At 67.6% G+C, this 13,933-nt stretch carries 13 protein-coding genes; 8 read left to right on the top strand and 5 right to left on the bottom strand.

Translation table 11 applies throughout. The features are described from left to right. The first annotated feature begins 155 nt into the window (after positions 1-155). Positions 156-950, top strand: a complete 795-nt coding sequence (locus IEY68_RS30385; protein WP_063000015.1) for an LLM class F420-dependent oxidoreductase — start codon at positions 156-158, stop codon at positions 948-950. Between the two features lie 171 nt (positions 951-1,121). On the opposite strand, the gene IEY68_RS30380 is transcribed toward IEY68_RS30385, so the two are convergent. Continuing rightward, positions 1,122-1,775 (bottom strand): DUF8020 domain-containing protein, encoded by a 654-nt coding sequence (locus tag IEY68_RS30380; RefSeq protein WP_063000013.1) that lies wholly within the window; start codon positions 1,773-1,775, stop codon positions 1,122-1,124. A 379-nt stretch (positions 1,776-2,154) separates the two neighbouring features. Here IEY68_RS30380 and IEY68_RS30375 point away from each other — a divergent pair, with 379 nt between their 5' ends. Further along, positions 2,155-2,451: a hypothetical protein gene (locus IEY68_RS30375; RefSeq protein WP_063000011.1), complete on the top strand. Its 297-nt coding sequence runs from the start codon at positions 2,155-2,157 to the stop codon at positions 2,449-2,451. 67 nt (positions 2,452-2,518) lie between these two features. On the opposite strand, the gene IEY68_RS30370 is transcribed toward IEY68_RS30375, so the two are convergent. Beyond that, positions 2,519-2,707, bottom strand: a complete 189-nt coding sequence (locus tag IEY68_RS30370; protein ID WP_189094567.1) for a hypothetical protein — start codon at positions 2,705-2,707, stop codon at positions 2,519-2,521. Continuing rightward, positions 2,704-3,405, bottom strand: coding sequence for an SDR family oxidoreductase (locus tag IEY68_RS30365; RefSeq protein WP_063000055.1), 702 nt, complete (start codon positions 3,403-3,405; stop codon positions 2,704-2,706). Before IEY68_RS30365 ends, IEY68_RS30370 begins: the two co-directional genes overlap by 4 nt. Positions 3,406-3,642: 237 nt before the next feature. Between IEY68_RS30365 and ggh the strand changes: the two genes are divergently transcribed. Then, entirely contained in the window at positions 3,643-4,980 is a 1,338-nt protein-coding gene (gene ggh / locus IEY68_RS30360; RefSeq protein WP_063000054.1) for a glucosylglycerate hydrolase, read from the top strand. Between the two features lie 9 nt (positions 4,981-4,989). On the opposite strand, the gene IEY68_RS30355 is transcribed toward ggh, so the two are convergent. Next, positions 4,990-5,409, bottom strand: a complete 420-nt coding sequence (locus IEY68_RS30355; protein ID WP_063000052.1) for an SdpI family protein — start codon at positions 5,407-5,409, stop codon at positions 4,990-4,992. Between the two features lie 309 nt (positions 5,410-5,718). Here IEY68_RS30355 and leuS point away from each other — a divergent pair, with 309 nt between their 5' ends. After that, positions 5,719-8,613: a leucine--tRNA ligase gene (leuS, locus tag IEY68_RS30350; RefSeq protein ID WP_062999996.1), complete on the top strand. Its 2,895-nt coding sequence runs from the start codon at positions 5,719-5,721 to the stop codon at positions 8,611-8,613. Between the two features lie 131 nt (positions 8,614-8,744). Beyond that, positions 8,745-10,784: a PhoX family protein gene (locus tag IEY68_RS30345; protein WP_189094566.1), complete on the top strand. Its 2,040-nt coding sequence runs from the start codon at positions 8,745-8,747 to the stop codon at positions 10,782-10,784. 19 nt (positions 10,785-10,803) lie between these two features. Here the strand turns inward: IEY68_RS30345 and IEY68_RS30340 are convergent, their stop codons facing one another. Further along, positions 10,804-11,559, bottom strand: a complete 756-nt coding sequence (locus tag IEY68_RS30340; RefSeq protein ID WP_373293034.1) for a glycoside hydrolase family 25 protein — start codon at positions 11,557-11,559, stop codon at positions 10,804-10,806. Positions 11,560-11,765: 206 nt separating this feature from the next. Between IEY68_RS30340 and IEY68_RS30335 the strand changes: the two genes are divergently transcribed. The 3 genes from IEY68_RS30335 to IEY68_RS30325 are packed head-to-tail and all read left to right on the top strand — an operon-like array spanning position 11,766 to position 13,882. Further along, a complete protein-coding gene (locus tag IEY68_RS30335) occupies positions 11,766-12,677 on the top strand; it encodes a TIGR04222 domain-containing membrane protein (RefSeq protein WP_062999993.1) in 912 nt (303 codons plus the stop codon). A gap of 3 nt (positions 12,678-12,680) precedes the next feature. Further along, complete coding sequence (locus IEY68_RS30330) at positions 12,681-13,538, top strand: MbnB/TglH/ChrH family RiPP precursor modification enzyme (protein ID WP_062999991.1); 858 nt, start codon at positions 12,681-12,683, stop codon at positions 13,536-13,538. Beyond that, positions 13,535-13,882, top strand: a complete 348-nt coding sequence (locus IEY68_RS30325) for an SCO6045 C-terminal-like domain-containing protein (protein WP_062999989.1) — start codon at positions 13,535-13,537, stop codon at positions 13,880-13,882. Before IEY68_RS30330 ends, IEY68_RS30325 begins: the two co-directional genes overlap by 4 nt. Positions 13,883-13,933 lie beyond the last annotated feature (51 nt).

Genomic DNA, 13,933 nt, shown 5'->3' with positions numbered 1-13,933 from the left:
ATTCATCTGTTATGTAATCCATGCCCGAACGGAACTCGCGCAGATATCGACCGCGGGCGATGAGTGGCGGACGCTCCGCTTCCGCCGGGCCGCGGAGGCCTACCCCCGGTAGCCTCGGATCCGGGAGATCACCCGACGACGAGGAGTCAAACAAGATGAGCCGACCGGTTCGGATCGGAGTACAACTCCAGCCCCAGCACGCGCCCGACTACGGACTCATCCGCGATGCCGTGTTGCGGGTCGAAGACGCGGGTGTGGACATCGTGTTCAATTGGGATCACTTCTATCCGCTGTACGGGGACCCCGACGGCGCGCATTTCGAATGCTGGACCATGCTCGGTGCGTTCGCCGAGCAGACCGAGCGGGTGGAGATCGGCGCGCTGGTCACCGGCGGCGGCTACCGCAACCCGGACCTGCTCGCCGATATGGCCCGCACGGTCGACCAGATCAGTGGCGGCCGGCTCATCCTCGGCATCGGGTCGGGCTGGTTCGAACGTGACTACGACGAGTACGGGTACGACTTCGGTACGGCGGGTAGCCGCCTGAACCTCCTCAAGGAGTACCTGCCGCGGATCACCGGCCGGTTGGCGAAGCTCAATCCGCAGCCGGTGCGGGAGATTCCTGTCCTCATCGGCGGTGGCGGGGAGAAGAAGACGCTGCGCCTGGTGGCCGAATATGCCGATATCTGGCACAGTTTCGGTGAACTGGACGTCTTCACCCACAAGAGTCAGGTGCTCGAGGAGCACTGCGCCCGGGTGGGCACCGAAACGGACAAGATCGAGCGCTCGGTCTCCTGGCCGGGTACGGAGAAGGCCCCGGACTATCTGAAGGGTGGTGCCACCCTGTTCACCGTCGGGATCACCGGTCCGGACTACGACCTGACCCAGGTACGCGACGCCATTGCCTGGCGCGACGAGATCAACCCGGAGCCGGTCAGCGGTATCGCCTGACAGTAGACGCGGAAACGGGGCCCGGTCCGCGGGCCGAACTGGTCCCCGGAGAGTTGGACCGAGAAACTCGGTTCCGACTTCCGGGGAGCAGTTCAGTGGCGGACCGGGCCCCGTTACCTGTGCTCGACGGATCGGGTCACCGACCCGTGTTTCCCGATCCGTGGTGGGCACTCAGTTCGTCGACTGCACCTGCTGGCGCGGCGCCCACTGAGTGGTTCCGGGAGCGGCGGCCAAGGTGTTGACCAGGTCGACGCCGGCGATGATCAGCGTCGGCCCGCCCACGACTATGGTGCCGATGATCCCGCCGATCGCGGCGCCGGTGATCACAGTGGCCGGAGCAAAGACGCCGCCGGTCCCCAGACCGGCGGCCAGTCCGACAACTGCGCCGAGTGCGGTCCCGATGAAGCCGCCGATGGCGGTGGCGAGGCCGAACTGTGAGGCGAAGTTGTTCTGTGCCGCGTAGTTCTCCTGCGGCGAGGCCACCGGCTGCGCCGCGGGCCGGGCCGCCGCCACATCCTTGATTGCCGTCAGTTCCAGCACCCTGCCCTCGTCCCGCACGGCGTGCGGAAGCGGGTACTCGGTCGCGCCCTCGCGGACCGCCAGGGGCAGGGAGACGACGGTGGTGCCGGAGTTGTCCAGGATCTCGACGGCTTCGCCGTCGATCTCGAATGTACCGTTGGTGAGAGTGGTGACCACCCTGTTACCGATGAGCTCGGCGCGGTAGCCGATCTCGGGAGTCGCGGGTTCTGCGTGCACGACTGCCGCGCCCACAGTGGTGGTAGCAAGCAGCGGCACTACGGCCGCAACGATCTTGCGGATCATCATGAGGTCTCGTGTCCGATCTTCATCACGGTATTGCCAGTGGGATACCAGCCAGAACTGACGCGCAGCTAAGACCGCCGGGCATAAAGACTGTCGCCCGGCGGTTTCGAACTACACCGACATTACGCGGTTGGTACTCGAAAGACATAGAAACAGCGTGAAAAATTCCCGAATCACGTTTAAAGATCGGATGATTCGGGTAACAGTCAATGTTTGCCACGGTGGGGAAGGGGTGGGGGCGCGGCTGATGAATCGCCGCTATATCGGGGCCGGCGCATATGTAGCTACCTGCATTGATGCGCACTTGGTAATGTATTCGAGTGTGTAGTTCCAGGTGACCGTTTCGAAGAAAGCATCCGCGTCGAGGAAAGAGGGAGCACCGATGACAACGGCACATGATCAGCACACCGAACACACCCATGTGCACGGACCGGACTGCGGTCACGTAGCGGTTCCGCACGGTGATCACGTCGACTATGTCCATGACGGACACCTGCACCGCGCCCACGAGGGGCACTTCGACGAATGCGAGAACCAGGGCCACACCGAGCACGCAGCGCACGATCACGTGCACGGTGAGGGCTGCGGTCACGTCGCCGTTCCGCACGGTGACCATGTGGACTACATCCACGACGGACACCGGCACGCCCCGCACGACGGCCACTACGACGAGCACTGACCGCACCGGGCACGCTGCACACCACGGCTCCGGCGGCGGACGCGGTCTCGCGCCCCCCGCCACACTCTCATCGGAATTGCCCGACGAGCACGCCGTCTTCGTCGAGCATCGCGATCGACGGCGTCCTGTCCATCACCTCGTCGAGGTCGTAGACCCGCCACGGCCCGCCGTAACGCCATGCGCCGACGCGTCGCGCGTGATCGGCGGTCCAGGGCCGTACAACGAGACGATCCGGCCAGGGCCGATGCATGCTCATCTGGGGCGCAGCACGATTTCGGTCGGATGCGCGTCGCCGGGGGTCTCGATCGCGGTACGGATCGTGCGGGCCACCGTCTCCGGGCGCAGGAACTGGTTCGGATCGTAGGCCCGGCCCTCACCGGCGACGATCGCGCGCTGCATATCCGTATCGATGCGGCCCGGATGGATCGAGGTCACCCGCAGTGCGGGTTCCTCCAGGCGCAGTGCGTCGCCGAACGCCCGCAGACCGAATTTGCCGGCCGCGTAGGACGCCCAGCCGGCATGGGCGCGCAGCCCCGCACCCGAATTGATCAGTACTACATGGCCGTTCGCGGCGCGCAGGGCCGGCAACAGCAGCCGCGTCAGTTCGGCGACCGCGATCAGGTTGGCCTCCAGTGTCTCGCGCCACTGCCGCACCGAGGACTCGGCGATCGTGCCGAGATCGGCGATACCGGCATTGTGCACCAGCACATCCAGCCGTTCGATCGGCCGCACCGCCGCCGCTACCGCGTCGTAATCGGTGAGCTCCACCGGCCAACCGGTGGCATCGGGAAGTTCGGCCAGTATCGATTCGAGACCGGCTGCGGTGCGCGCCCCCAGTAGCAGCCGGTGGCCGGGGGCGAGTTCTCGTGCGATGGCCGCGCCGAGCCCGCGCCCGCCGCCGGTGATCAGTGCCACCGGCCGTTTCCGGCGCGCGCTGTCGGCTTCCTGCTGCATATCGCCCACTCCTCGTTTCGTCCCCCGGCTACTGTGTGCCGCCGAACGGTCGACGGCTCGCCGGGGTAGTGCGTACCACACCGCGCCGCGGTCACACGCGGCGATGCGAGGGTTCGGCGAGTTCGTGTAGCGCGCGCGAAATATGGCGCACACTGGAGCGAAACCGTGATTCGGTAGATATTGCGTTCGCACGCACCGATGCTGCGTGCCCCCGGTCCCGACCAGCAAGATGTAGAGATGGCGCACCCAGGTTTCACCCCCACGCAGCTCGCCGCCCGCGCGGCCTATCTGCTGCGCGGCAACGATTTGGGAACCATGACCAGTGCCGCGCCGCGGTTGTATCCGCATATGTGGAGCTGGGACGCGGCCTTCGTGGCGGTGGGGCTGGCGCCGCTGAGCGTGGAACGAGCGGTGATCGAGCTCGACACCCTGCTCTCGGCGCAGTGGAAGAACGGCATGATCCCCCATATCGTCTTCGCCAACGGGGTCGATGGTTACTTCCCCGGACCGGCCCGCTGGGAATGCCGGCTGCTGGCCGCGAACGCGCCGGACGGTCCGGACACCTCCGGGATCACGCAGCCGCCGGTACACGCCATCGCGGTGCAGCGGATCCTGGACCATTCGCGCCGCCACGGTCGCAGTACCCGCGCGGTGGCCGAGGAGTTCCTCAACCGGCGCTGGGCCGACCTCGTACGCTGGCATCGCTGGCTGGCCCACGCCCGCGACCCACTGGGCAGCGGCCGCATCACGCTCTACCACGGCTGGGAATCCGGGATGGACAACTCCCCGCGCTGGGACCGGGCCTACGGGAATGTGAGGCCCGGCGATCTGCCGCCCTACCGGCGCGAGGACGTCCTCGTCGTCGCCGACCCCACCCAGCGGCCCACCGACCGTGAATACGACCGGTACCTGTGGCTGGTGGAACAGATGCGCCGCGCCCGCTACGACGACGACGCGTTGAGTTCGACGATGGACTTCGCGGTCGAGGACGTCTTCGTGACCGCGATCTTCGCACTGGCCTGCGAGGTGCTGGGACAGATCGGCGAGGAGTACCACCAGGCCAAATCCGATACCCGGGAGCTCTTCGGCTGGGCCGAGAGGTTCCGAGCCGGAGTGATCGCCACCACCGATGCCCGCACCGGTGCGGCCCGCGACTACGACACGCGCCTGCAACGCTGGATCACCACCGAGACCTTGGCGATGTTCGCGCCCCTCATCAGCGGCGGCCTGCCCCGGGCCACCGAGAGCAACCTGCTGCGCCTGTTCGAGGGCCCGCGCTTCTGCGGCCATCCGGATCTGCGTTACGCGCTACCGCCCTCCACCTCGCCGGTATCGAAGGATTTCCGGCCGCGCGAATACTGGCGGGGCCCGGTGTGGCCGGTGATGAGCTGGCTGTTCTCGTGGGTGTTCGCCCATCGCGGTTGGGCGGAACGCTCGTACATGCTGCGCGCCGAGGCGCTGCGGCAGGCCAGCGACGGCAGCTTCGCCGAATACTACGAACCATTCACCGGGGAACCGCTGGGCAGTATGCAGCAGTCGTGGACGGCCGCGTCGGTACTGGACTGGCTGGGCTGACCGGCGTGATCAGGCCGACTGCGAGACCGCCGGTGCACAGGTGCTCTCGAGCGAGCAACCCCTACAGGAGCCACCACATCCGCCGGTCTCCGGCGGCGGCGCGATCGCTTCGGCGGCCCGCGCGCCCGCATTGGCACCCGCCCCCAGCGTGAACAGCGCGATCGCCAGGACCACCACTGTCACCACCACGGCGATGAAACCTCCGGCGGCCAGAACCACCAGCGCACCCGCGGCCAGCAACGCACCGGCGGCGATCGAGGTGGGGGCGGCGACCCGGTTGGCGGTGCGGAACGCGGCTTCGTCGCGGAGCGCGGCCTCGGTGTGGACGCCGATGTAGCGGTTGCCCGGAAGACGGCCGACGAAGCCGAGTAAACCCGTCGTCAGGGCCACCAGGGCCACGACGAACAGGAGAATTGCGACAACGAACACCAGGTGAGAGTAGCTGTGTTCATCTGCCCCGCCTGCGGCGGGGCGGGGTCGGGGCCCTGTTAACCCCGGTTCTTCACTCCTGCGCTCAGTCGCTGCGCTCAGTCGCTGCGCTCCTTCGCTTCGTCGCTCCAGAACCGGGGCGGGCCCCGACCACTGGGCTGGACCATCCAGGGTAGAAGGGAGGGTTTCGTCCGTGATCACCGTCACCAGCACCTGCCACGCCCATACCCTTTTGGGCTTGTCAGCTCGCACGTCTTAGGCTGTTCGACGACGGAATTCTCCCCATCAGCAGCTAGAGAAGGCAGGACCGTGCAGGACTCCCGCGCAACCGAGACGGCCGGGCAGGGCTCGGTAGACCCTGGCGCACCCCAGGGTCGCGCCGGTGATACGCCCGCCCACCGGTACACCGCCGAGCTCGCCGGGGAGATCGAGCGGCGGTGGCAGCAGCGCTGGAACGAGCGCGGCACCTTTTTCGCCCCGAACCCGGTCGGTCCGCTGGCGGGGGAGGTGCCGGCCGACAAACTGTTCGTTCAGGACATGTTCCCGTACCCGTCGGGGGCGGGGCTGCATGTCGGCCATCCGCTGGGCTATATCGCCACCGATGTATTCGCCCGCTACCACCGGATGCGGGGCCGCAATGTCCTGCACGCCCTGGGCTACGACGCGTTCGGCCTGCCCGCCGAGCAGTACGCGGTGCAGACGGGGGCGCATCCGCGCGATACCACCGAGTCCAATATCGCCACCATGCAGCGGCAGCTGGATCGGCTGGGGCTGGGACACGATCGGCGGCGGTCGTTCGCGACCACCGATCCCGAGTACTACAAGTGGACGCAGTGGATCTTCCTGCGCATCTACCACGCCTGGTACGACCAGGAGATCGGCCGCGCCCGGCCGATATCGGAGCTGGAGCAGCAGTTCGCGGCGGGCGCTCGTCCGGCGCCGGACGGTAAGGACTGGGCGGGTCTGTCCGTCGCCGAGCGCAATGCGGTGATCGACTCCTATCGCCTGGTCTACCAGACGGATTCGGTGGTGAACTGGTGTCCGGGTCTGGGGACGGTGCTGTCCAACGAGGAAGTCACCGCCGACGGCCGTAGCGAGCGGGGCAATTTCCCGGTGTTCCGTAAGCGGCTGTGGCAGTGGATGATGCGGATCACCGCCTATTCCGACCGGTTGATCGACGATCTGGACCGGGTGGACTGGCCGGAGAACGTGAAGGCCATGCAGCGCAACTGGATCGGTCGCTCACGTGGCGCTCGGGTCGAGTTCGCCACCGCGGCCGGTGATGTCGAGGTGTTCACCACCCGACCCGATACGCTCTTCGGCGCGACCTATCTGGTGCTGGCTCCCGAGCACGAGATGGTGGACCGGTTGACGGCGGCCGCCTGGCCCGCGGGAACCGATCCGCGCTGGACGGCCGGTAGCGCGACACCGGCCGAGGCCGTGGTGGCCTACCGGAAGTCCATTGCCGCGAAGTCGGATCTGGAGCGTCAGGAGAACAAGGACAAGACCGGTGTCTTCCTGGGTGCCCATGCCACCAATCCGGTCGACGGCGCGCGGATCCCGATCTTCATCGCCGACTACGTCCTGAGTGGTTACGGCACCGGCGCGATCATGGCGGTGCCCGGTCAGGACCAGCGCGACTGGGATTTCGCGACCGCTTTCGGTCTGCCGATCATCCGTACCGTCGAGCCGCCCGCGGATTTCGACGGTACGGCCTACAGCGGTGACGGACCGGCGATCAATTCCGGTTACCTGGACGGACTGAACATCGCCGACGCCAAAGCCACCGTGATCGCGCGGCTGGAGGCCGACGGGCACGGCGCCGGCACCGTCCAGTACAAACTGCGCGACTGGTTGTTCGCGCGGCAACGGTACTGGGGTGAGCCGTTCCCGATCGTCTACGACGAATCCGGTGCACCACACGCGCTGCCGGAATCGATGCTGCCGGTGCGGTTGCCCGAACTGGACGATTTCGCACCGGTCACCTTCGATCCCGACGACGCGAACTCCGAGCCGTCGCCGCCGCTGGCCAAGGCCACCGACTGGGTCGAGGTGGAGTTGGATCTGGGCGACGGCCCGCGCACCTACCGCCGCGACACCAATGTGATGCCGAACTGGGCCGGTAGTTCGTGGTACCAGCTGCGCTACGCCGACCCGACCAATTCCGCGGAGTTCTGCGCGAAGGAGAACGAGACCTATTGGCTGGGCCCGCGGCCCGCCGAGCACGGCGCCGACGATCCCGGCGGGGTGGATCTGTACGTGGGCGGGGTGGAGCATGCGGTACTGCATCTGCTGTACGCCCGGTTCTGGCAGAAAGTCCTGTTCGACCTGGGCGAGGTGAGCGGCAGCGAACCGTATCGCCGTCTGTTCAACCAGGGCTATATCCAGGCCTTCGCCTATACCGACGCGCGTGGCGCCTATGTGCCCGCTGCCGAGGTGACCGAACGTGACGGCCGGTTCTACTGGACCGACGCCACGGGTGCCGAGGTCGAGGTGAACCAGGAGTACGGCAAGATCGGCAAATCGTTGAAGAACGCGATCGCCCCGGACGAGATCTGCGATCTGTACGGTGCCGACACCTTCCGCTTCTACGAGATGTCGATGGGTCCGCTGGACACCTCACGGCCGTGGGCGACCAAGGACGTTATCGGCGCGCAGCGGTTCCTGCAGCGGGTGTGGCGACTGGTGGTGGACGAGGAGACCGGCGCGACCCGGGTCACCGAGGACAATCCGGCCGACGAGACGCTGCGGCTGCTGCACCGGACGATCGCCGGGGTCGACGAGGATCTGGCGGCCATGCGCGATAACACCGCGGGTGCCAAACTGATCGAACTGACCAACCACCTGACCAAGGTCTACCCCGGCGGTGCGCCGCGTTCGGCGGTGGAGCCGGTGGTGCTGATGCTGGCGCCGCTGGCCCCGCATATGACCGAGGAACTGTGGGAACGGCTGGGGCACAGCCACTCCCTGGCGCACGGCCCCTTCCCGGTCGCCGATCCGGCACTGCTGACCGCGGAAACGGTGGAGTACCCGATCCAGGTCAACGGCAAGGTCCGCAGCCGTATCCAGGTCGATCCCGAGGCCGATCAGGCGGCGATCGAAGCGGCCGCGCTGGCCGACGAGAAGATCGCCGCCCTGCTCGACGGCAAGGCCCCGCGCAAGCTGATCGTCGTGCCGGGTCGGTTGGTCAACATCGTCGCGTAGCTGTTATCGGCCCGCACGGTGGCCTGGGCTTTCCATGGCCACCGTGTTGGTCCGCAGTTAATTCAACAGACTCCTGGGACTCGCCTGGGTCGGCTAGCGTGCGGGCGTTCAGCCCGGAACAGGAGTCAACTGTGAAACCTCTCGAGCTCTTCGTCGCCCACGACCCGGCCGGGTCGCGGGCGCGCGTCACCTGTCAGTACAAATGCGGAAACGCCTGCTTCCACGAGGTGCCCAACACCTCGTCGAACACCTACTTCGGGGATATCGTCGCGGGGATCTCCCGGCGGCGCCTGCTGCAGGGCAGCGCGGCCGCGGTGGTCGCGGTCGGCGCGGCGAGCGCACTCGCCGCCTGCGGTGACAGCACGGAGGTCGGGACGACCGCGAGCACCGACGGTACGGGAACCGGGTTCACCCCGGTGGCGCCGAACACCCAGGACGCGCTGGTCGTTCCGGAAGGCTACGAGCAGGGTGTCGTCATCCGCTGGGGTGATCCGTTGTTCGCGGACGCACCCGAATTCGATTTCTTCCGCCAGACCCCGGCCGCCCAGGCGAAGCAGTTCGGTTACAACAACGATTTCGCCGGTCTGCTGCCGATCGAGGGACAGCCGGGCAAATACCTGCTCGTGGTGAACCACGAGTACACGACCGAGCAGTTCATGTTCGCGGGGTACAAGCCCGAGGCGATCACCCGCGAGCAGGTCGATATCGCGATGGCCGCGCACGGTCTGACCGTCGTGGAGGTGCACGGTGAGCCCGGGACCGGCCGGCTGGCGCCCGCGTTCGGGAAATACAACCGGCGGATCACCGCGACCACCGAGTTCCGGCTGACCGGCCCCGCGGCGGGCAGTCCGCTGGTCAAGACCTCCGCCGACCCCACCGGCACCAAGGTCCTCGGCACGGTCAACAACTGCTCCGGCGGCGTGACCCCGTGGGGCACCGTGCTCTCCGGCGAGGAGAACTTCAACGCCTATTTCGTGGGCGCCGCCGCCGATCCGGTATCGGCCGCGCGACTGAAGCGCTACGGGATCGGCGAATCCGATGCGCCGCACTACTGGGAGAAATTCGACAAACGCTTCGATATCGCCGCCGAGCCCAATGAATCCCACCGCTTCGGCTGGGTGGTCGAACTCGACCCGTGGGATCCCGCCTCCACCCCGGTCAAGCACACCGCTCTGGGCAGGTTCAAGCACGAGGCCGCGAATATTCATGTGACCGCCGACGGCACCGTCGTCGCCTACTGCGGCGATGACGAACGCTTCGACTACATGTACAAGTTCGTCTCCTCGCGCAAGATCGAGGCGGGCACCGGGGCCGCGAGCCGCCGCCACAATATGACCATCCTGGACGCGGGCACGCTCTACGTCGCGAAACTCACCGGCGACCACCCCGACCGGATCGATGGATCCGGCACGGTCCCGTCCGACAAGGGGTTCACCGGGACCGGCCAGTGGATTCCGATCCTGCGGACGGCCGCGGACGGCCGCGGTGAATCGCTGGTGGACGGGATGACCGCCGAGGAGGTCGCGGTGTTCACCCGACTCGCCGGCGACAAGGTGGGCGCCACCAAGATGGACCGCCCCGAGGATTTCGAGGCGAATCCTAAGACCGGCAAGGTCTATGTGGCGCTGACCAACAACGACAAGCGCGGTACCGAGGGCAAGGCGGCGGTCGACGAGGCCAACCCCCGCAACAAGAACAAGAACGGGCAGGTCCTCGAGCTGACCGATGAGCACGCGGGTACCGCCTTCACCTGGACTCTGCTGCTGGTCTGCGGTGACCCGGCCGTCGCCGACACTTATTTCGCGGGCTACGACAAGACGAAGGTCAGCCCGATCTCCTGCCCGGACAACCTGGCGTTCGACCCGTACGGCAACCTGTGGATCAGCACCGACGGCAACGCGCTCGACGCCAACGACGGCCTGTTCGCGGTGGTGCTCGACGGTGATCGGCGCGGCGAGACCAAACAGTTCCTGTCGGTCCCGGTCGGCGCCGAGACCTGTGGTCCGGTGATCACCGAGGATCGCGTCGTAGTGTGCGTCCAGCATCCGGGTGAAACCGATGACGCGTCGGTGGAGCGGCCCGCGTCGCATTGGCCCGACGGCGGAACGACCCAGCCGCGCCCCGCCGTGGTGGCGGTCTGGAAGTCCGGGGGCGGCCGGATCGGAGTGTAGGGGTACGTGTCCTGCGGGCCTATCCGCTGCCGGTGAGCCCGCCCATCCGGGCGAAGCGGGCGAAATCGCCCTGTGCGCCGCTGTACACGTTCACATCGGTATTTCCGTGGATACCCGGGATCGAGCCGGAGTCGGTCTGCTGCCAGAACGTCCAGGCGGGCCAGCGACCGGGGACCTCTGGTTCGGCCCGGTCACGGTAGTCGGCGATCCACAGCGGGTAGCGGTGGAACTGATCGCTGTCGGCCATCGCGGTCTGCCAGAACCTGGGGTAGGTGTAGACGATCGGAATCCGGCCGGTGAGGGTCTGCACGGTGTTGAGATAGCGGTGGGTCCAGTCGATCAGCGCGCCCGGCGCCAAGCCGCCGGAATTCTCCATATCCAGTACCGGTGGCAGGTCCAGCGGGCCGTTCTGGCCGAGCACGATCGTCGAGTAGAGGGCAGCCTGCGGTTCCGGCGGCAGTTCGGGACGGGCGTAGTGATAAGTCCCGCGGGCCATTCCGGCCACGCGCATCTGCAGGCTGTCCTGCACGAAGAACGGGTTGATGTAGTCCAGGCCCTCGGTGGCCTTGACCATGGCGAAACGGTGACCGGCCGCGCGGACGGAGAACCAGTCGATGGGCCGTCCGCCGCCGTGCTGCCAGGACGAGACATCCGGGCCGGTGGGTTCGGCGTGTGTCGGCGCGGACACCAGCGTGAGTCCCGCTACCAGCGCGAACGTCACCAACCCGAACCCGGGCCGGCCGAAGCGGCGTCGAACTGTGCTGCCCGGCCCCATTTGCGAGCCGGACCTTTTCACGGTCGATCTCCTACGGGCAGTGTTCATGGTCCCCGACCCTAGGCACGCGTCCGGGCACTCTCCGGTATTGAGCCGCCGTGTCCGAAGGTCCCACAGCGACTTCCTTCCCGGAAGGCTTTCCTCGTGGCGTGGCCGGGGTTCGGACCGGATACTGGATTCAATATTGTGCGGAGCCGGAGGTTGGTATGCACACAGTCGAATGGCCGGCGGCGGGTTCGGTGCTGTTCGCCGGGGAGACCTGGGGTATCTCCGGTCCCGGATTCCTGCTGCTCTACCTGCCGTTCGTGATCGTCGCCGTGGCGCTCGGCGTGTGGCTGCGGCACCGGATCGTCACCGCGCCCGCGTCCGCACCGGCCCCGGCCGGTGAGTTGACCGCACCCGAACTCGGTCTGCTGACCAGTGATCGGCGGGCGGTGATGGCTTCGATCGCGTTGTTGCGCGGCCACGATCTCATCGACGCCGGTGGCCGACCGGTCGGTGCCGCCACGAGTACGGTCACGCTCGATCCGTTCACCCTCGCCGTGCGCGATCGCCTCGACGTCTCGACACAGAGCATCACCCTGGTGACTCATCGGCTCCGGGGCGATCTGGATCGGATGCGCAAAGTTCTCGTCGATCGCGGTTACCTGGCCGACGACCGGTTCAGGAAGCAGCTGCGTGAGGCGGGTCTCCCGATCCTGGTAGTCGGCCTCTTCGGGGTGGCCCGCCTGGTCACCGGGCTGTTCAACGGCAATCCGGTGCTCTTCCTGGTCTTTGTGCTGGTGGCGCTGGGTATCGCCTGGTGGCGGGTCGTGGCCCCGGCGCGGGTCACCCCGGCGGGCCGGACGGCGCTGGCGGAGGCCGCGAACGGTCACCGTTATCTGCGTCCGGGCAACTCTCCGTCCTACGAGACCTACGGTCCCGCGGCCGCGGGCCTGGCGGTCGCACTGTTCGGTGTGCAGGCACTGGTATTGCTCGATCCGGCATTGAACACCGCCATGGGTGGTTTCAGCGCCGACGGCGGGTCCGGGGGCGGCTCCGGCGGTGGTGATGCGGGGGGCGGCGACAGCGGTGGCGGCGGCGGCTGTGGTGGTGGCGGTGGGGGTTGTGGTGGCTGATCGGTGACCGGCCCGCTACCCGAATCGGCGCTCGGAATCGGCTGGCGCCCGGAGATCTGCGGTGTCATAGATCAACTGGACGGACTCGGCTTCTGCGAGGTCGTCGCGGAATCGCTGGGCCGCGGGCGCGGCGGGGTCGAGGTTCCGGTCGAGCTGGCGGCGCTGCGGGATCGGGGTACCGCTGTTGTTCCGCACGGGATCTCGCTTTCGCTGGGAGGCGCCGAACCGGTGGACGGCCGCCGGATCGAGTACCTGGCGGCCTGTGCGCGGGCGGTATCGGCGCCGCTGGTCAGTGAGCACATCGCGTTCGTGCGGGCCGGCGGTCTCGAAGCCGGTCATCTGCTCCCGATTCCGCGCAGCCGTGAAGCGCTCGACGCGTTGACCGCGAACATCACCGGTACCCGGGCCGGACTGGACGTACCGCTGGCGGTGGAGAACATCGCCGCGCTGTTCGACTGGCCCGACGACGAATTCAGCGAATCGGAGTTCCTCACCGAGATCGTCGAACGCACCGGGGTGTATCTGCTGCTGGATATCGCCAATGTGTACGCGAACGCGCGTAACCGCGGCCGCGACCCGCGCACCGAGTTGCGGCGCCTGCCGGCCGAGCGGATCGCCTACTGCCATATCGCCGGCGGTCACGAATCCGGCGGGCGCTATCACGACACCCATCGGCATCCGATACCCCCGGAGGTGCTCGCGCTGGTCGCCGAGTTCGTACACGATCATCCGGTTCCGCTCATGCTCGAGCGGGACGGTAACTATCCGCCTGCCCATGAGCTGCTCGACGAGCTCGATGCGATAGCCGACGCCGCGGCCCGCGCACCGATCACCGCCGCCGCCCGGGCGGGGTCGCGGTGACCGACGTGCCCGGATTGGCGGACCGGCAGGCGGCGCTGGTGCGCGCACTGGTGGCGGGGGCAGCCGTCCCGCCGGGTTTCGATCGGGCCGCGGTGTGCGCGGCGGCGCACGCACTGCGGCACAAGCGGGCCCGGGAAGTCGCGGCCCGCTATCCCGAACTGGTGCATGCGGCCGGCCCGGATTTCACCACACGGTTCGTCGAGTGGGCGCGCGACCGGCCGAAGGTCGGAACGACACCCGACGCCCTGAGTTTCGCCCGCGAGTGCGGTATTCCGTGGCCTCCGTCCCGCCCGGGATTCTTCGCCCCGGTCGCCCGGCTGTTCCGGCGACTTCGTTCGCGCTGAGCATCGGAATCGCCATCGCCGCCGATATCGGCGGCGACGCCACTGCACAGG

This window comes from Nocardia jinanensis (assembly GCF_014645735.1).
Taxonomy (GTDB): domain Bacteria; phylum Actinomycetota; class Actinomycetes; order Mycobacteriales; family Mycobacteriaceae; genus Nocardia; species Nocardia jinanensis.
The sequence above is the reverse complement of the archived record's forward strand: the minus strand, read 5'-3'. Positions and strand labels throughout refer to the sequence as shown.